General features: G+C 62.9%; 18 protein-coding genes and 1 tRNA gene. 16 read left to right on the forward strand and 3 right to left on the reverse strand.

Going from position 1 to position 18846, the window contains the following annotated elements; all coding sequences use genetic code 11:
* Positions 1-100 precede the first annotated feature (100 nt).
* Entirely contained in the window at positions 101-739 is a 639-nt protein-coding gene (locus tag J3454_RS02230; protein WP_349512129.1) for a 50S ribosomal protein L25/general stress protein Ctc, read from the forward strand.
* Positions 740-801: 62 nt separating this feature from the next.
* On the opposite strand, the gene J3454_RS02235 is transcribed toward J3454_RS02230, so the two are convergent.
* Positions 802-1173: a hypothetical protein gene (locus J3454_RS02235; protein ID WP_349512130.1), complete on the reverse strand. Its 372-nt coding sequence runs from the start codon at positions 1171-1173 to the stop codon at positions 802-804.
* A gap of 95 nt (positions 1174-1268) precedes the next feature.
* Here J3454_RS02235 and pth point away from each other — a divergent pair, with 95 nt between their 5' ends.
* The 5 genes from pth (at position 1269) to J3454_RS02260 (ending at position 6321) form a co-directional block, all read left to right on the forward strand.
* Entirely contained in the window at positions 1269-1841 is a 573-nt protein-coding gene (pth, locus tag J3454_RS02240) for an aminoacyl-tRNA hydrolase (RefSeq protein ID WP_349512131.1), read from the forward strand.
* 166 nt (positions 1842-2007) lie between these two features.
* Positions 2008-3006 carry an SDR family oxidoreductase gene (locus J3454_RS02245; RefSeq protein ID WP_349512132.1) on the forward strand — a complete coding sequence of 333 codons (999 nt, stop codon included), beginning with the start codon at positions 2008-2010 and terminating at the stop codon, positions 3004-3006.
* Between the two features lie 68 nt (positions 3007-3074).
* Positions 3075-4175, forward strand: a complete 1101-nt coding sequence (gene ychF / locus J3454_RS02250; RefSeq protein ID WP_349512133.1) for a redox-regulated ATPase YchF — start codon at positions 3075-3077, stop codon at positions 4173-4175.
* Positions 4176-4221: 46 nt separating this feature from the next.
* Positions 4222-5427 carry an alkaline phosphatase family protein gene (locus J3454_RS02255; protein WP_349512134.1) on the forward strand — a complete coding sequence of 402 codons (1206 nt, stop codon included), beginning with the start codon at positions 4222-4224 and terminating at the stop codon, positions 5425-5427.
* A 93-nt stretch (positions 5428-5520) separates the two neighbouring features.
* Positions 5521-6321, forward strand: a complete 801-nt coding sequence (locus J3454_RS02260; RefSeq protein WP_349512135.1) for a DUF1206 domain-containing protein — start codon at positions 5521-5523, stop codon at positions 6319-6321.
* A gap of 24 nt (positions 6322-6345) precedes the next feature.
* Here J3454_RS02260 and mutL read toward each other — a convergent pair whose 3' ends face one another.
* Positions 6346-8199, reverse strand: coding sequence for a DNA mismatch repair endonuclease MutL (mutL, locus tag J3454_RS02265; RefSeq protein ID WP_349512136.1), 1854 nt, complete (start codon positions 8197-8199; stop codon positions 6346-6348).
* Between the two features lie 204 nt (positions 8200-8403).
* Between mutL and J3454_RS02270 the strand changes: the two genes are divergently transcribed.
* From J3454_RS02270 to J3454_RS02315, 10 genes are all read left to right on the forward strand, one after another.
* Positions 8404-9447 carry a rod shape-determining protein gene (locus J3454_RS02270; protein WP_296716697.1) on the forward strand — a complete coding sequence of 348 codons (1044 nt, stop codon included), beginning with the start codon at positions 8404-8406 and terminating at the stop codon, positions 9445-9447.
* A 47-nt stretch (positions 9448-9494) separates the two neighbouring features.
* Positions 9495-10436 carry a rod shape-determining protein MreC gene (locus J3454_RS02275; protein WP_349512137.1) on the forward strand — a complete coding sequence of 314 codons (942 nt, stop codon included), beginning with the start codon at positions 9495-9497 and terminating at the stop codon, positions 10434-10436.
* Complete coding sequence (locus J3454_RS02280) at positions 10433-10990, forward strand: rod shape-determining protein MreD (protein ID WP_349512138.1); 558 nt, start codon at positions 10433-10435, stop codon at positions 10988-10990. The genes J3454_RS02275 and J3454_RS02280 overlap by 4 nt, the downstream gene beginning before the upstream one ends.
* Positions 10987-13155, forward strand: a complete 2169-nt coding sequence (mrdA, locus tag J3454_RS02285) for a penicillin-binding protein 2 (protein ID WP_502878557.1) — start codon at positions 10987-10989, stop codon at positions 13153-13155. The genes J3454_RS02280 and mrdA overlap by 4 nt, the downstream gene beginning before the upstream one ends.
* Positions 13152-14294: a rod shape-determining protein RodA gene (rodA, locus tag J3454_RS02290; RefSeq protein ID WP_349512139.1), complete on the forward strand. Its 1143-nt coding sequence runs from the start codon at positions 13152-13154 to the stop codon at positions 14292-14294. Before mrdA ends, rodA begins: the two co-directional genes overlap by 4 nt.
* A gap of 119 nt (positions 14295-14413) precedes the next feature.
* Positions 14414-14489 (forward strand) — tRNA-Lys (locus J3454_RS02295).
* Between the two features lie 358 nt (positions 14490-14847).
* Positions 14848-16095 (forward strand): 3,4-dihydroxy-2-butanone-4-phosphate synthase, encoded by a 1248-nt coding sequence (gene ribB / locus J3454_RS02300; protein ID WP_349512140.1) that lies wholly within the window; start codon positions 14848-14850, stop codon positions 16093-16095.
* 4 nt (positions 16096-16099) lie between these two features.
* Positions 16100-16522, forward strand: a complete 423-nt coding sequence (gene ribH / locus J3454_RS02305; protein WP_349512141.1) for a 6,7-dimethyl-8-ribityllumazine synthase — start codon at positions 16100-16102, stop codon at positions 16520-16522.
* Between the two features lie 162 nt (positions 16523-16684).
* Positions 16685-16858, forward strand: coding sequence for a hypothetical protein (locus J3454_RS02310; protein ID WP_349512142.1), 174 nt, complete (start codon positions 16685-16687; stop codon positions 16856-16858).
* A 156-nt stretch (positions 16859-17014) separates the two neighbouring features.
* Positions 17015-17536, forward strand: a complete 522-nt coding sequence (locus J3454_RS02315; RefSeq protein ID WP_349512143.1) for a winged helix DNA-binding protein — start codon at positions 17015-17017, stop codon at positions 17534-17536.
* Here the strand turns inward: J3454_RS02315 and eno are convergent.
* Entirely contained in the window at positions 17533-18822 is a 1290-nt protein-coding gene (gene eno, locus J3454_RS02320) for a phosphopyruvate hydratase (protein WP_349512144.1), read from the reverse strand. The two genes, J3454_RS02315 and eno, sit on opposite strands and share 4 nt — an antisense overlap.
* Positions 18823-18846 lie beyond the last annotated feature (24 nt).

The raw sequence follows: 18846 nt of genomic DNA on the forward strand, positions 1-18846 counted from the left end.
CCCCTCCTGCCTATAAGGGCCCGCGCTTCGGCGCTCTGGTCATCCCTGGAGGCGGCGCGCCGGACATTCTGTTATAACACGCATTCGAAAGGCACAGCCCATGAGCGAAGCTCTCACTCTGCCGGCAGAAGCGCGCGAACGGGCTGGCAAGGGAGCCTCCCGAGCACTTCGCCGCGATGGTCGGACTCCCGCCGTGATTTACGGCGGCAAGGAAGAACCCACGACGATCCACGTCGAGCAGAAGGAACTGGTCAAGCAATTGATGACCGGTCACTTCATGAACTCGGTCGTGAATATCGAGATTGGCGGCAAGATGATCCGCACCCTTCCCAAGGATGTAGCGTTTCATCCCGTTACCGATCTTCCGACCCACGTCGACTTCCTGCGCCTTACCGGCGATTCCATGGTCGAAGTGCAGGTGCCGGTGGTGTTCATCAATGAAGCCGCCTCACCCGGCCTGAAGAAGGGCGGCGTGCTGAACGTGGTTCGTCACGAGCTCGAACTGATCTGCCCGAATGCCGACATCCCTGAAGAAATCCAGATCGATGTCACCGGCAAGGAAGTCGGCGATGCGATCCACATCAGCGAAGTCACTCTGCCCAAGGGCGTGAAGAGCGCGATTACCGATCGCGATTTCACCATCGCTACGCTGGTCGCCCCTTCGGCGCTGAAGAGCAGCGGTCCCGAAACTGCTGATGCTGATGCTGCTGACGCTGCCGAGGAAACCGAAGTCGAGTAAATTGCGCGGTTTTACCTTGATTCACGACGCCGGGCTTCGCGAGAAGTCCGGCGTTTTCGCGTTCAATTAACTGACGTCATGAAAGCGGAGAGGCCGACCGCCGTCGCAGCAATTGAAACGCTCGAAAATACAAACCAGTCCAGAGCTGTAGGTAGTTGCTCCGGAACGACTTTTTTGATGGCTCGGTCCAACACGAAACCCAATGCCATCGTACCGCCCAATACCGGCAGCCCGATTACCACAACGAACCATGCCCCGCTCAAGTCTGCGACAGAAAGTCCGGATGACGACAGGATGCCTGACACCAGTCCCAGCATCATCGAAGCCGATATGAAACCGGTCAATGGTCCCTGTGCGCCGCTTGGAAAACGCGCTTGTAGATACCTCAGGCAGCGGGCAAACGGCCCAGTGAACATCCTGATGCGCAGCGTCACAACAATTATTCCCCGACCCCATGACGGGTGTCGCATTTACAGCAAACTGGTACCGGCGCGATTGAAATTTCGCGCAAGCGCAGTATGCGGCATCCATGCAAATCTGGGTCGGCCTAGGAAATCCGGGACCGCGTTATGCGCTCCACCGGCACAATGTCGGCTTCATGGCTGTGGATGTCATTGCTGACATGCATGGCTTCGGCCCGATCCAGACCAAGTTTCAGGGCTGGGTTCAGGAAGGTCGGATTGGCGGCGACAAGGTGCTGCTGCTGAAGCCCGCCACTTTCATGAACGAAAGCGGCCGCGCCGTGGGCGAGGTGCTGCGGTTCTACAAGCTGGGCACCGACGCGCTGACCGTGTTCCATGACGAGCTCGATCTTGCCCCCTTCAAGGTCAAGGTAAAGCAGGGCGGCGGCCATGCCGGGCATAACGGCCTGCGATCCATCGACCAGCATCTGGGCGCAGAATTCCGCCGCATTAGGCTGGGCATTGGCCATCCGGGGCATAAGGAGCGCGTCACCGGCCACGTGCTCGGCAACTTCGCCAAGGATGAACAGGATGATCTGGTGGCCATGCTCGGCGCGATCGGCGCGGAAGCGGATTGGCTGGCGAAGGGCGATGACGCCCGGTTCATGAACGACGTTGCGCTCAGGATGCAGGATAACTGACATCCATGCGCAGGCTCATGATCACCGGCCCGCGCCTGCGCACCGATGCGGCGACTACGCCTTCGAGGGCCAGAGTGGTGCGGTTTCGATCTCGGCGTGAGCTTGCGCTTTGGCGGGAACGCAATAACCTTGTGTGACGCTGCCCCTGCCAAGAAGGATTGCGCTCATGACCCAGATCAACCGCCGCCTGCTCCTTGCCGGAGCCGCCGCCACCGGCGCGCTCGCCGCCATCTCGCGGGCGGCAGCTGCCGATCCCGCCTACAGCCCTGATGCCGATTTCAGCGGCAAGAGCGTGCTGATCACTGGCTGTTCGTCCGGCTTCGGGCGGCTGACGGCGGAACTGCTGGCACGGCAGGGCGCGCGGGTGTTTGCCACCATGCGCAATCTCCCCCGCCCCGAGGCTGACGAACTGGCCAGGTTGGCGTCGGCAGAGAACCTCGATCTTCACGTCATCGGTATCGACGTGACCGACCTCAAGCAGGTCAACGTCGGCGTCCAAGAGGCCGAGCGCATCAACGGCGGCCCTATCGACGTTCTCGTCAACAATGCTGGGATCGGTATCACCTCCCCGGTCGAGGTGCAGGACATGGAAGCCACCCGCCTGATCTTCGACACCAACGTCTTCGGCCCGCACCGCATGGCGCGTGCGGTGGTGCCGGGGATGCGCAGCAAGGGCGGCGGCCAGATCATCCAGATTTCCAGCCAGCTGGGCCGGGTAATCGTGCCCTATTCGGGGCATTATTCCGCCACCAAGTTTGCGCTGGAGGCGATGAGTGAACAGCTCGCCTATGAACTGGTGCCGCACCAGATCGATGTCACCATCATCGAACCGGGCGGTTATCCCACCAAGGTCTGGGAGAACCGCAACATCTATTCCGCAGCCCTGAAGGAACGTTCGATGGCGATGCATTCCGAAGGTTATCCGCAGCAGGTGGCGCGCATGGGCGAAGAGGACGGCTCCGGCCGCAATGCCGATCCCGCCGATGTGGCGCGCGCCATTGCCGGGCTGATGGCGCAGGTTCCTGGCACCCGCCCGCTGCGCCTGCCGGTCCATCCGGGGGCCAAGCCGCAAATCCCGATCAACGAAGTCACCGCAAGGGTGCAGACCCAGTGGCTCGGCAATTCCGGCTATGGCCCGCTGATCCGCGCAGTGCATGACAGCTAGCACACTGGTCATGTCGGCAAAGCGGCGCTAAGGGCCAGCGCTTTCCAGCTAGCCAAGAGACAATCATCATGGGTTTCCGTTGCGGGATCGTCGGCCTGCCCAACGTGGGCAAATCCACCTTGTTCAATGCATTGACGCAGACACAGGCGGCCCAGGCTGCCAATTATCCGTTCTGCACGATCGAGCCCAACGTCGGCCAGGTCGCGGTGCCGGACGAACGCCTGCAAAAGATCGCCGCCATCGGCAAGAGCGCCAAGATCATCGAAACCCAGCTCGGCTTCGTGGATATCGCAGGGCTGGTGAAAGGCGCGAGCAAGGGCGAAGGCTTGGGCAACCAGTTCCTCGGCAACATTCGCGAGGTCGACGCGATCGTCCATGTGCTGCGTTGTTTCGAGGATGACGATATCCAGCACGTCGCCAACAAGGTCGATCCCATCGCGGACGCCGAAGTGGTCGAAACCGAGCTGATGCTGTCAGACCTCGAAAGCCTGGAAAAGCGCGTCCCCGCCGCCGCCAAGCGCGGAGCCACCGGTGACAAGGAAGCAAAGGCGATGGCCAGCGTGCTCGGCCAAGCCCTGGAACTGCTGCGCGAAGGCAAGCCTGCGCGCCTGACTGTCCCGGCTGATGACGAGGAGGAACGGCTGTTCAAACAGGCCCAGCTCCTCACCGCCAAGCCGGTGCTGTATGTTTGCAACGTCGCCGAGGAAGATGCCGCGAGCGGCAATGACTTTTCCGCAAAGGTCTTCGAAAAGGCCGCCGCCGAGGGCGCGCAGGCTGTGGTCGTCTCCGCCGCGATCGAGGCCGAACTGGTTGCTATGCCCGAAGAAGACCGCGGCGAATTTCTCGAAGCATTGGGCCTCACCGAAAGCGGCCTCGCCCGCGTGATCCGTGCCGGATACAAGCTGCTCGGTCTGAAGACCTTTTTCACCTGCGGCCCCAAGGAAGCGCGCGCCTGGACCTTCCCGGACGGCGCGAAAGCTCCACAGGCGGCGGGCGAGATCCACTCCGATTTCGAACGCGGCTTCATCCGCGCCGAAACGATTGCCTATGACGATTTCGTCGCGCTGGGCGGTGAAGCCGGCGCGAAGGAAGCGGGCAAGCTGCGGCAGGAAGGCAAGGAATACGTGGTGCAGGACGGCGACGTGCTATTGTTCAAGTTCAACGTTTAAGCCGCGGCGACCCATAATTGTCGCACGTTGCTCGTAGGAACCCGCCATGCACCGTATCCTGATCCTGCTCGCCCTCCTGTTGTTCCCGGTTGCCGTTGCAGCGCAGGACGAACCGCAACCCGTCACCCTACTGATCGGGATCGACGGGTTCCGTCCCGATTACCTCGATCGCGGCATCACCCCGCGCCTTAGCGCGTTGGCTGCCAGCGGTGTTACGGGTGAGATGCGGCCGAGTTTCCCGACCAAGACCTTCCCCAACCATTACGCCATCGTCACCGGAAAGGTTCCGGATCGAAGCGGCATCGTCGGCAATTCGATGATCGATCCGCGCCGTCCGGGGCAGATCTTCAGCATGGGCAATGCGCGTCAGGCGCTCGATCCGTTTTGGTGGGACGAGGCCGAACCGGTGTGGATCACTGCCGAGCGTGCGGGCATCCGCACCGCGACCATGTTCTGGCCGGGTAGCGAGGTAGCGATCCGTGGTCAGCGCCCGAGCGATTGGCTGCGGTTCGACCAGAATGTCGGCAATATCCAGCGGGTCAACACGATGCTCGACTGGCTGCGGAGGCCTGCGGCCATCCGTCCGGCTTTCGCCACGCTCTACTTCGACACGGTGGATACCCAGGGCCACCGCTTCGGCCCCGACAGCGCCGAGGTGAACGCCGCCATCGCCGAAGTCGATGCGCGGATCGGCGATCTGGTGGACGGCATCGCCGCGCTGGGTCTGCAGGCGAACCTCGTCGTCGTCGCCGACCATGGGATGCGTGAGACGGACGAAACCCGGGTGATCCAGCTCGACGACCTGATCGACCGCGCCAGCTACATCGCGGTGGAGGCTGGCCCCTACGCCGCCATCGAACCGGTCGCGGGCACCGACGATCGGGTGGCCGAAGCCCTGCTGGTGCCGCACGATCACATGACTTGCCATCGCAAGGAAGACCTGCCGACGCGGCTTAACTACGGCACCAACCCGCGTGTCGCGGCGATCATCTGTCTTGCGGAGAATGGCTGGACCATCCTGTCCGGCCCGCCTGCCTACCCCGTCAAGGGCGGCGCGCATGGTTATGACAATGCCGACCCTGCCATGCTGGCGCTGTTCGTCGCTCACGGCCCCGCTTTTGCCGAGGGCACACGCTTGCCGGTGTTCGACAATGTCGCGGTGGCAGCCTTGCTGCGCGCGGTGATGGGTCTGCCTCAGGATACCGACGCCGACGGGAAGCTTGCCGACGTGAACGCTGCGCTGCGGCGTTGATGTGTGCCGATGCCGGGCAGACCTAACCTGTGATGGAACACCTCCCGCCGAGTTGCTGTTGAACAGCAAAACGCAAATCAGGGAGATGCTGCGATGGTCGACAAGTCCGAGAAATTCAATTGGCTGGTGCGGGTCGGCTATTTCAGTCGAGCGGTTCTCTATATCGTGCTCGGGTTCATCGCTCTCACCAGTGCGGGACGGGTCAGCGAAGGGACCGAGGGCATCTTCCGCGCGGTGGAGGAACTGCCGGCCGGAACCGCGCTGTTATGGGTGTTGGTGGTGGGTCTTGCCGCCTATGCGCTGTTCCGCCTTGCCTCACCGCTGTTCGATATCGAGAATAACGGCTCGGACGCGAAGGGCTGGGCCATGCGCATCGGCCATGCGGGCAGCGCCATTGCGCATGTCGCATTAGCCTGGACAGCTTACCAATTCGCCACTGGCCAGCCTTCATCGGGAGGACAGGGCGCCTCGCAGGCGGCGGCCGGCGTGCTGTCGATCCAGTTTGGCGATGTAGTGATCGGGCTGCTGGGCATCGCATTCTTTGTCGCGGCGGCGGCGCAGGCGCGCAAGGGCATCAGCGGAAAGTTCATGCAGCGCATTTCGCCTGCCGCACCCGATGCGACCCGCTGGGTCGGCGCGGCAGGTTATCTCGCGCGTGCGGTGGTGTTCGTGGTGATCGGCTGGTCGTTGATCGAGACCGGATTTCTTGCCAGCGGGGCCGGCAACGTCAAGACTTTGGGCGATGCGGTCGCTTCGCTTGCCGACACTGGCTGGCTGTTCACGGTGACGGCAATAGGGCTGCTGCTGTTCGGATTGTTCAGTCTGATCCTCGCTCGCTATCGGATCATCCCCGAGCTCGACCCGAGCGGACGCGTGCCGAACTTTCGCGCGTGAATGGCGCGTCGCGGAGCGTTCGGGTCAATGCCTCCCGAACAGCTTCTCGACGTCCTCCATCGAAAGCTTCACCCATGTCGGGCGTCCGTGGTTGCACTGGCCTGAGCGCGGGGTTGCTTCCATCTCGCGCAGCAGAGCGTTCATCTCCGCGACGCTGAGCGTGCGCCCTGCCCGCACCGAGCCGTGGCAGGCCATCGTCGCCAGCACCAGTTCGAGCCGCTCGGCCAGCAGCAGTGCGCCGCTATCGTCCTGCTTGCCGTGCTTGGCGATGTCGTCGGCAAGGTCGCGTAGCAGCGCGCCGCCATCGGCCTTGGGCAGAGCGGCGGGGATGGCGCGCACCAACATCGCCGCCGGGCCGAAACGTTCGATCACCAGCCCATAGCGCGCCAGGCCTTCCGCCGCGTCTTCCAGTCTGTCGCAATCGACCTCGTCCAGTTCGACCACGTCGGGCACAAGCAAAGCCTGACTGCGGCGGTTGGCCTCCCCTGCCCCGGCGGCGCGCAGGCGTTCGAGCACAAGGCGTTCGTGCGCGGCGTGCTGATCGACCAGCACGAGGCCATCACCGGATTCGGCGACGATATAGGTGTTTGCGACCTGTCCCCGAGCGATGCCGAGAGGGTATTCGCGGGCTTCCTCAGCCATCGGCGCGGCTTCCTCAGCGCGGCCCTGTGGCTGTGCCAAGGGTGCGCTCCAATCGCTCCGTGCTTCGCCGAGCCGTTGTTGCGGCGCATTCCAGTCGCGGCCTGAAAAAATGCTGGAGAGCGCCGGGGAAACCGCAGCCTCTGGAGCAATCGGTTCAGACTGCCAGCGCCCCATCGCGCCGCGATCCGGCCCCTGCGCGCTCCGCCGATCCCCGGTGCCAAGCGCTTGCCGCAGTCCGCTGACGATGAACCCGCGTACCCCCGCGCTGTCGCGGAACCGCACTTCGGTTTTTGCGGGGTGGACGTTCACATCCACATCCTGCGGCGGCAGGTCGAGGAACAGGGCCAGCACGGCATGGCGATCACGCGCCAACATATCAGCATAGGCTCCGCGCACCGCGCCCACCAGCAGCCGGTCTTTCACCGGACGGCCATTGACGAACAGATACTGGTGATCGGCAACCCCGCGATTATAGGTCGGCAGGCCCGCAACACCGGTCAGTCGCATGATCCCGTGCGGTGTTTCGCGCAGCAGTTCGATGGCGACCGAATTGTCCTTCAATTCATGCGCGATGATCCGTGCCACGCGGGTCGCCAGTTCCTCGCCCGCCTGCAAGGACAGCGCGGTGCGTTTGCCTGCCGCGCCGACAGTTTCGAGCGTAAACGCGACATCGGGCCGCGCCATTGCCAGCCGTCGCACCACGTCGAGGCAGGCGGCATATTCGCTGCGGGGCGTGCGCAAGAACTTACGGCGTGCGGGCACCTTGGCGAACAATTGCTCCACCCGCACGCGGGTGCCATGCGGCAGCGCGGCAGGCTCGTCCGCGAGCAGGGCGCCGTGGTCGATCAGCTTGCGCCAGCCTTCAGCCGCGCCAACTTCGCGGCTTTCGATAGTCAGCCGGGCGACACTGGCGATCGAGGGCAGCGCCTCGCCGCGAAAGCCCAGCGTCGTCACCAGTTCGATCGCGCCATCGGGGCCGATCAGCGAATCGGGGAGCTTTGATGTCGCGTGCCGTTCCAGTGCCAGCGCCATCCCATCGGGCGCCATGCCGCAACCGTCGTCCACCACCTCGATCCGGTCCAGACCGCCCTCGGCCAGCGTCACGGTGATTCGCCGCGCACCGGCATCAATCGCGTTCTCAACCAGCTCCTTGAGCGCCGCTGCCGGGCGTTCGACCACCTCGCCCGCCGCAATGCGGTTCACCAGAGCGGAAGGGAGGCGGCGGATTTCGGGCATTTGTCGCACGCTAGCTGGCGGTGGTCGCAAATTCGAGGGGAAGCGCGGAGAAATCACCAGTACCGTGGACAAATATTTTGGCGTTTTCGATACGGATTCGCTAGGCGCGTGAGGTCATGTCATAACCGGGTCGAAATACTCGCAGCCGCCTTCCCTGTCCGGTCTGCTTACGCGCGTCCCGCCACCACTGGAACAGCACCACAGATGAGCTTCCTGTCCAATCTCTTCAAGTTCGGATCGCAGAACCTGGCGATCGATCTCGGCACCGCAAACACCCTTGTTTATGTACAGGATCAGGGCATCGTCCTGAATGAGCCATCGGTGGTCGCGATCGAAACGATCAACGGGATCAAACGGGTCAAGGCCGTGGGCGACGATGCGAAGATGATGATGGGCAAGACCCCCGACAGCATCGAGGCGATCCGACCCTTGCGGGACGGCGTAATCGCCGACATCGAAATTGCCGAGGAGATGATCAAGCACTTCATCCGCAAGGTGCATGGCAAGCGCAATCTGTTCCGTTACCCTGAAATCGTCATCTGCGTTCCTTCGGGATCGACATCGGTGGAAAAGCGCGCGATTCGCGACGCCGCGTCGAACGCGGGCGCTTCGCAGGTGCACCTGATCCTTGAACCGATGGCTGCAGCAATCGGGGCCGATATGCCTGTGACCGAGCCGGTCGGCAGCATGGTGGTCGATATTGGCGGCGGCACAACTGAAGTCGCGGTGCTTTCGCTGCGCGGTCTCGCCTATACCACCTCGGTTCGCACCGGTGGCGACAAGATGGACGAAGCGATCGTCTCCTATGTCCGCCGCCACCACAACCTGCTGATCGGCGATGCCACGGCCGAGCGGATCAAAAAGGAATATGGCATCGCAGTCATCCCCGAAGACGGGATCGGCGAGATCATCACCTTGAAGGGCCGCGACCTCGTGAACGGGGTGCCCAAGGAAATCACTATCAATCAGGCGCACGTCGCTGAGGCTCTGAGCGAACCGATCGGCGCGATCGTCGAAGGCGTGCGCATCGCGCTGGAAAATACCGCGCCTGAACTTGCGGCCGACATCGTGGATCAGGGCATCGTGCTGACCGGTGGCGGCGCGCTGATCCGGCGGCTCGACGAGCACCTGCGCGAGGAAACGGGCCTACCCGTCTCGGTCGCGGAAGACCCGCTCACCTGCGTCGCCATTGGCACCGGGCGCGCGATGGAAGACCCGATTTATCGCGGCGTTCTGATGACTGCGTAAGTAGCGCCAGCTTGAGCCGGGGGATCTGGCAGAAGGGACTATAAGCCATGGCGCCGCCTTCATCGCGACGGTCGGGCTTTTCGAAGAAGGCACAATTCTCGGTGTTCACCGGCTACCTGCTGGCTGGTGTTGGGGCGTTGGCGGGCTTCGGATTGCTGTTGCTGTCCTTGTGGCAACCATCGGCATTTGCGCCCTTGCGGGGCGCTGCGGGTGACGTCGTCGCTCCCGCGGGCGAGGTGACCGCAGCAGCGCGCACCGGCAGCAATGACCTGTTCGATGGCGTCGCGGCCTATTTCCGCGCGGGCAGCCAGAACGCCGCGCTACGCGAAGAGGTCGAAATCGCCCGCATTCGTCTCGCCGAGGCCGAAGCCGTCGAGGCGGAAAACCGGCGGCTGATGGCATTGCTAGAGCTGCGCGAGGGACAGACCAAAGCGGTCGCGACCGCACGATTGGTCGGTTCGACGGCAACAAGCGGCCGGCGACTCGCGTTTCTCGGGGTTGGCCGCAACGACGGCGTCGTGCCGGGAATGCCGGTGACCTCCCAACGCGGAGTGATTGGCCGGGTGCTGGAAACCGGACGCAACTCCGCAAGGGTCCTGCTGCTGACCGACAGCGAAAGCGTGCTGCCGGTGCGCCGGGCAAAAGATGATGTCGTGGCCTTCGCCGAAGGTCGCGGAAATGGTCTGCTGCGCGTACGGCTGGTCAATCTCGGGATCAATCCGCTCAAGCCGGGAGACATGATGGTGACCAGCGGTGCAGGCGGCTATTACCGCCCCGGCGTGGCTGTTGCGGTGATCAGCGAAATCACTCCCGATGGGGGGATTGCGCGATTGGTGGCCGAACCTTCGGCGACCAATTTCGTTGCAGTCGAACCGATTTTCGAGCCTGCTGCCGTGGCCGCCCTGAAAAGCCCGCGCGAACCGCTTGACGAAGCCGATGCAACGCCGCCGCAAGCCGCACCGACGCCTTCCGATCAGGCCAGTGAATGATGGAGCGGCTCAACCAGCGGTCCCGATCCGATCCCTATGGCAGTCGTATCAATCGCACCCAGTCGCCCTTGCGCGCTGGGAGCGTGCCTTACCTGTCGATCATGCTCGGATCGCTGCTCCCGGTGCTGCTGATCGCCGACGTGATGCCGCTGGTGCCGCCGCTGGGATTTCTGGTGCTGCTGGCGTGGCGCCTGATGCGGCCGGGCCTGCTGCCGCTTTGGGCCGGAGCGCCGCTCGGCGCGTTCGACGATCTTGTCAGCGGGCAGCCTTTCGGCAGCGCGGTGCTGCTATGGTCGCTGGCTATGATCGCGATCGAGCTGATCGAAGCGCGCTTCCCCTGGCGCGGGTTTTGGCAAGACTGGTTCACCGCCGCGCTGGCCGCTGCGCTTTACTGGGTCGCCGCGCTGATGCTTTCGGGCGCGCCGGTCACGCCTGAATTACTGGTGGTTGCCTTGCCGCAGGCCTTGTTGTCCGTGCTGATCTACCCAATATTGGTTCGTATGGTGGCCAGTCTCGATCGATTTCGCCTTGCCCGGGCCCGGAGGATTGAGTGAAGTCGCTGTTTTCGCGCGGCAAACGCAATCCTCGCCAGGCCAAGGTCCTCAACGCTTCGATCCTGCGCACTACGTTTGAGCGCCGCGCGGTGCTGATCGGCACGGTGCAGGGTGGGATCGGGGTGCTGCTGGCTGTGCGCATGGGCTATCTGGCGATTGCCGAGAACGAGAAATATCGCCTCGAATCCGAAAGCAACCGGGTCAATCTGACCTTGATCCCGCCGCGGCGCGGTTGGATTCTGGATCGTAATGGTGCGCCGCTTGCCTCAAACCGCGCCGATTTCCGGGTCGACATCATCCCCGAACGGCTGACCGATCCCGAAACGACGATCGACCGGATCGGCGTGCTCCTGTCGCTCGAACCTTCGCGGATCGCCGATATCAAGGACAAGGTGGCTGAATCGCGGGGGTTCCAGCCAATCGAGGTTGCAAGCGGACTGAACTACGATCAATTCGCTGCGCTCAGCGTCCGCCTGCCCGATTTGCCCGGCGTCGTCCCTCAGCGTGGGTTTTCACGGTTCTATCCGACCGCGTCCAGCGTCGGCCACCTGATCGGCTATGTCGGTCCGGCCTCGGCGGAGGAGTTCGAAGAAGACCCCAACCCACTGCTGATCACGCCCGGCTATAAGATCGGCAAGGATGGGTTGGAGAAGCAGTTCGAGAAGGAGTTGCGCGGCATCCCCGGTGCGCGGCGGGTCGAGGTCACTGCCAGAGGCCGGATCGTGCGCGATCTCGAAACCCGCGAAGATATTCAGGGCGACCCTGTGCGTCTCACCATCGATGGGCCGCTGCAGGATTATGCCGCGCGCCGCATCGGGCTCGAAAGCGGGTCGGTGGTGGTGATGGACTGCCGCACCGGCGATCTCATGTGCATGGCCTCGATGCCGAGCTTCGATCCCAACAGTTTTTCCGACGGGATCGGTAGCGTCGAATACGCAATGCTGCGCGATGACGAGCGCGTGCCTTTGCGCAACAAAGTTTTGAAGGGCCTCTATCCGCCCGGCTCCACGGTCAAACCGATGGTGTCGATGGCGCTGATGGAACAGGGCGTCGACCCGAACGAAACGGTGTTCTGTGGCGGTGGCCTGCGGGTCGGCAACCGCGTGTTCGGCTGCTGGAACCGGCGCGGACACGGCGCGGTCGACATGGCCAAGGGCATCTATCAAAGCTGCGATGTCTATTTTTATGCCATGGCCCAGCGCGTTGGCATGGATCCGATCGCGGCAATGGCGCGGCGCTGCGGCATGGGGCAGGAATTCCCGCTCCCCGTCATAAGCCAGTTCTATGGCACCGTACCTGATCCGGCGTGGAAAATGAACAAGTGGGGCCGCGAATGGCAAGCGTTCGACACCGTCAACGCCACCATCGGTCAGGGCTACATGCTTTCCAGCCCGTTGCAGTTGGCCGTGATGGCTTCGCGCCTTGCCACAGGGCGCCACGTGATGCCGCGCCTGACGCTTGGAACCAAGCCGCAGGGGTTCGACAAGATCGATTTCCCTTCCGAGCAGGTCGAATATGTCCGGCAGGCGATGAGCGATGTGGTGAACGGTCCCGGTACCGCCGGGCGCGCGCGGCTGCCGGTCGACGGCACGCTGATGGCGGGAAAGACAGGTACTGCGCAGGTCGTCTCGCTCAGCATCTCCAATGGCCGCACCGGTCCGTGGAAATATCGCGACCACGGACTATTCATCTTCTTCGCGCCTTACGATAATCCGCGTTATGCCGGAGCGGTGGTGATCGAACATGGCGGCGGATCCGGCGCGGCATATCCGATTGCGCGCGATGTGATGACTTTCATGTTCGATCCGGCCAAGGGGATGGAGGCGCTAAGCGCGCTGGAAAAGCAGTGGGGCGGCACAGCCCAGCAGCGGCTTGACATGCGCTATGCCGCTTATGCCGCAGAGCGTGGGGCGCAAGTGCAGCGCCCGCCCCGCCGGGACGAGGAAATCTTCGACCGGGTCGAGGCTGAAGCGCGGCTGGCAGCCGAGCAATCACAGGCCATCGCCAGTGATGTCGTTACTCCGCGTCCGATCGCCAATCCCTCCGGTACACCGCCGGTATCGCCTCCGGGCGAGGCGGCGTCCTCCCCGGCGCCAACTCCCGCACCGGCGCCCGAACCTGCGCCAGCATCGGCAAGCATGCCGGATGGGAGCGCAACGCAATGAGGCTTGGCGGCGGCGCCAGCAACTCGGGTATCGTTCCCGAGCCGATTGCGCGCCAGCCATGGGGAATGCTCATCCCGTTATTCGCGCTGGTCGGCTTTGGCGCGGCGGTGCTGTATTCCGCCGGCGGAGGCGCGATGCAGCCATTTGCCTCGTCGCACCTTCTGCGCTTCGCCATCTTCATGACCATGGCGATCGTCATCACCGTTTTTCCGCGCGATCTGGTGCGGATGCTGAGCTATCCCGCTTACATCATCGTGCTGCTGCTACTGATGGCAGTGGAGGCGATCGGGCAGGTAGGCGGTGGCAGCCAGCGCTGGCTCGACCTCGGCTTCATGGTACTCCAGCCGTCGGAACTGATGAAGCCGACCGTGGTGGTGACATTGGCGATGTTCTATTCGAGCCTGCCGGTGGGCATGACGAACACCTGGCGGGCGCTGCTGATCCCGGGCGGGCTGGTAGCCTTGCCGATGGCGCTGGTGCTGCTCCAGCCCGATCTTGGCACGGCGTTGGCGATCGGATTCGGCGGGGCGATGGTCATGCTACTGGCCGGCCTCCCGCTCAGGTGGTTCGTGGGCGGGGCGGCGGCGGGCATGGTCATAGCCCCGCTTGCCTTTTTCTACGGGCTGCAAGAATACCAGCAGCGCCGGGTGATGACGATGTTCAATCCCGAAGCCGATCCGCTCGGTGCGGGCTATCACATCACCCAGTCGAAGATTGCAATCGGATCGGGCGGCATTTTCGGCAAGGGTTTCAACGAAGGCTCGCAAAGCCATCTGAACTACCTGCCCGAACCGCACACCGATTTCGTCTTCTCCACGATGGCGGAAGAATGGGGCTTCATAGGGGGCATATTCGTTCTCGCAGCGTTTGCGATCATCTTGCGGTGGGGCTGGAAGGTGGCGCAGGATTCGACCGATCGCTTCGGCAGCCTGCTGGCAGGTGGCATGGTGGTGACGATCTTTTTCTATGTCGCGGTCAACCTGTTGATGGTGATGGGCATGGCGCCGGTGGTCGGTATTCCGCTGCCGTGGATGAGCCACGGCGGATCATCGATGCTGACCAACATGATCTGCATCGGCGTGCTGATGATGGTGAACCGCTGGAACAAGAACGCTCCGCGGCGCGGCTTGACGGGCTGAGGGAAACTTTCCCGCGATTACACCCTTGCCATCGGCGCACCGCACGCTAAATGCAGCGCCTCACGCGAATCGGAGCCCGTCAATGGCGGCCTGAATTCGGGCTCCGACCAGGTCGGAATGGACGCATAGCTCAGTTGGTAGAGCAGCTGACTCTTAATCAGCGGGTCCTAGGTTCGAACCCTAGTGCGTCCACCATCCTTTTCTCTAGTTGATATCTTGGCGCTTGAGCAGTCAAGCTCCCGGCGCTGGCGACGATCCGGAGGGCGGGTGGTGTTTCACGCGCCCCGTGTCGCAGAAGGGGCTTGGGCAACACCAGGCAAGCGTTCGCTGCGGCTCAGTTCTTCCCTGAGGATGATCCTGTCGATTGTGAGAAGGCAGACCGCTGTTCGCAGTCGGATGTTTTCCCGTTCCAGCTCCGCGACGACATAGCTCCGCGCTTCCCGGCGCGCCTAGTTTTTCGGCCCTGCCTGGTTGCTCCAAACGCAAATCTGTTCGGAGGTTCAGGCATGACAATCGCGCTTGCCAACACACTGCCGTGTGATATTGGAGGCAAATGAACACATCGCTCATCACACGCGTCCGCGATCTCGTCACATCGGGCGCGATGACACGCGCCGGGCTTGCCCGCGCTGCCGGCCTCCACGCCAACACCTTGCGCGACTGCGGCGAGGATAGCTGGAATCCGACGGCCGAAACGCTCGCCAAGCTGGAAGCCTTTCTCGACGCGAATGATGACCGCCCGGTGCTCGCCAGCATCGAGACAATCATCGACGAGGCCCGCAACGGCCGGATGTACATCCTCGTTGATGACGAGGACCGTGAGAACGAAGGCGACCTCATCATCCCGGCGCAGATGGCGACACCACAGGCGATCAACTTCATGGCGATGCATGGACGCGGCCTGATCTGCCTCGCGCTCGCCAAGGACCGCGTCGACACCCTCGGCCTGCAACCAATGAGCCGCAATAACAAGGAATCGATGCAGACCGCCTTCACTATCTCGATAGAGGCGAAGGAAGGCGTCACCACCGGCATTTCCGCAGCAGACCGCGCCCGCACCATATCGGTGGCGATCGATGCGACCAAGGGTGCGGACGATCTCGTCACACCCGGGCATGTTTTTCCCCTGATGGCGCGCGATGGCGGCACGCTGGTGCGCGCTGGCCATACCGAAGCGGCAGTCGATATCTCGCGTCTCGCGGGTCTCAATCCTTCGGGCGTGATCTGTGAAATCATGAATGATGACGGTAGTATGGCGAGGCTTGATGACCTCGTCACTTTCGCCCGCAAGCACGATCTCAAGATCGGGACGATCCGCGATCTCATCGCTTATCGTATGCGCAATGATCATCTGGTCGAGCGGCTGAGCGAGCGCAGCTTCGAAAGCGACTACGGCGGCCAATGGCGAATGATCACCTACCGCGACCGGGTGGCCGGCAACGAAGCCTACGTGCTGCAGAAAGGGCACGTGATCCCCGGCGAGCCCACCCTCGCACGCGTCCACCCCATTTCGGTATTCGATGACCTGCTGGGTCAGCCCGGCCCGCGCAAGCGCACGCTCCAGCGTGCCATGCAGGCGATCGGCGATCACGGTTCAGGCGTGATCGTCATCCTGACAGGCCGCGTCGGCACCGGCGAATGGCGGCCGGACGAGGAATTGCGCAGTATCGGCATCGGCTCGCAGATCCTCGTCGATTTGGGCGTGTCGGAAATGGTGCTGCTGTCGAACAGCCGCCCCGATCTGGTGGCGCTCGAAGGCTACGGTCTCACCATCACCAGCTTCCATCCCATTCCGGAGTAACCCCATGGCCCGCATTCTGATCGTCGAAGCGCGCTTCTACGCCCATCTGAACGACATGCTCATTACAGGCGCGCGCGCGGCGATAATGGACGCCGGCCACGAGGTTGAAGTGTTGACCGTTCCCGGCGCTCTCGAAATCCCCGGCGCCATCGCCCTGGCCATGGAGAGCGAGCAGTATGACGGCTTTGTCGCCATCGGGGTCGTGATCCGCGGCGAAACCTATCACTTTGAAATCGTTGCGGGAGAAAGCGCACGAGCGATCATGGCGCTGACGATGGATGGCATTCCCATCGGCAACGGCATCATCACCGTCGAGAACGAAGCGCAGGCGCTGGTGCGGGCCGACCCGGCACAGAGGAACAAGGGCGGCGAGGCGGCAAAGGCGGCATTGGCGCTGCTGCATTTGCAGGACCGTTTCGCGCGTTGAGGCTTGGCGTCGGGCGTGTCCCATTCTGAAGCCTCACGCCGACTAGGTATTTTCCCTCTGTAGATTTCCGTAAGCCATTAACGCGATATCCGAGCAGGTTCTGCTGTTGCTCGCCGGTCGCACGGGTTAGCAGCTTCGTGCAGTCAGCCTTGGGATTTTACCGTGAATGACCTCGACACTCCGGCGCCCGATCTATCCGGACTGCCATGTATCATTGCCGTGCTGGAAGATCAGCTAACCGAGCTCGATCGGATGAGCCTCCACATCGGAGCCGCCCATGTCGATGCTGCAATACAGCATCTGCGCACCGAGCAGGCCCGCAGCATGATTGGCTGATAAAACGACGCGGATTATAGAAGGGCAACCTTTCTTCAAAAATTGAATAGCCTCCGTATTCGCCCTTAAAGCCAAACAGGCTCGCTCCCGGTAATTTTCGGGCTGTGGTTCAAGATTCCTTCCCAGCGAACAGACCGTCGCGGATGCGTCCAGCATATGGATGATGCCGCGTCCCTGCCGGGCTACGAGAGGCAGACCGACATCGCCTGGCCATCGAAAGAGGATCTTCATCCGTTGGCCGATGAGCTTGTGGCGGTCGCCGAACGGCTACGCAAATTCGCTGCGGCGCCCACCGATGTCCGCGTAAATCCCGGCGCTGAACGCGCACCGCGCGATTCGCGCCGATATCTCGCCCTCGCACGAATGGCCTATTCCCTCCGGCGTAAGCGGGCGGCGATCTTCGGCAATCCCGAATTGTTCGGCGAGCCCGCGTGGGACATTCTGCTGGATCTGTTCATCGCCCATGGAGAGGACAAACCCGTTTCGGTATCGAGTGCGTGCATCGGCTCGGCCGCGCCTGCGACCACCGGCCTGCGGTGGCTCGGCGTGTTGGCCGAGGAAGGGCTGATCGTGCGCGAGAATGATGCGCAGGACAACCGCCGCGTGCTGGTGCGGCTGACCCGCGCCGGCGTCACGGCCATGGAGCGATTTTTCGACGCTTCGGAAAGCGGCGGCTAGCCGCGCAGATTGCCGAAGCAGCCCTTGCCCGCATAGGCCGCGCTGTCGCCCAATTCTTCTTCGATGCGGATCAGCTGGTTGTACTTGGCAAGCCGATCGGACCGGGCGAGCGAGCCGGTCTTGATTTGCCCGCAATTGGTGGCGACTGCCAGATCGGCGATGGTCGCATCCTCGGTCTCGCCCGAACGATGGCTCATGACGCAGGTGTAACGCGCACGGTGTGCCATATCGACCGCAGCCAGCGTTTCGGTGAGCGTGCCGATCTGGTTGACCTTTACCAGCAGCGAATTGGCAAGGCCGCGCGCGATCCCGTCCTGCAATCGCACCGGATTGGTGACGAACAGGTCATCGCCGACCAACTGAACCTTATCTCCGATCTTCCCGGTGAGCGCTGCCCAGCCTGCAAAATCATCTTCGCTCATACCGTCCTCGATCGAACGGATCGGGTATTCTGCGCACAGCTTGGCAAGGTAATCGGCCATGTCATCGGGCGACAGGCTGAGCCCCTCGCCCGAAATTTCGTAGCGGCCGTCTTTGAAGAACTCGGTCGCCGCGCAATCGAGCGCAAGAACGATGTCCTCGCCGGGGGTGAAACCGGCCTTCGCAATCGACTCCATGATGAAATCGAGCGCGGCGCGGGTGCTGGCAAGGTCAGGCGCGAACCCGCCCTCGTCCCCGACGCTGGTCGCGAGGCCCTTTTGCGCCAGACCCTTTTTCAGGGTGTGGAACACTTCTGCGCCCCAACGCACCGCTTCGGCAATGCTGTCCGCGCCGACCGGCATGATCATGAATTCCTGAATGTCGATCGGATTGTCGGCGTGTTCGCCGCCGTTGATGATGTTCATCATTGGCACCGGCAGCAAGTGCGCCGAAACGCCGCCGAGATAGGAATAGAGCGGCAATCCGCGCGCATTGGCCGCGGCCTTCGCTACCGCAAGGCTGGTGCCGAGAATTGCGTTTGCACCGAGCCGGGCCTTGTTGGGCGTACCGTCGAGCGCGATCAGCGCCAGATCGATATCGCGCTGGTCCTCGGCATCGAATATGTCGACCAGCAGTTCGCGGATTTCGCCGTTGACCGCGTTTACAGCACCCGTCACCCCCTTGCCGAGATAACGCGCCGGATCGCCATCGCGCAGCTCCACCGCCTCGTGAGCGCCGGTCGATGCCCCGGAAGGTACCGCCGCCCGTCCGAAACTGCCATCATCCAGCAGCACGTCGACTTCAACGGTGGGATTTCCGCGGCTGTCGAGAATCTCGCGGCCGTGCAGGTCGATGATCGCGGTCATATTTGGCTCCGGCGGTAAAGTGGT

This window comes from Erythrobacter sp. NFXS35 (assembly GCF_040148725.1).
GTDB lineage: Bacteria > Pseudomonadota > Alphaproteobacteria > Sphingomonadales > Sphingomonadaceae > Erythrobacter.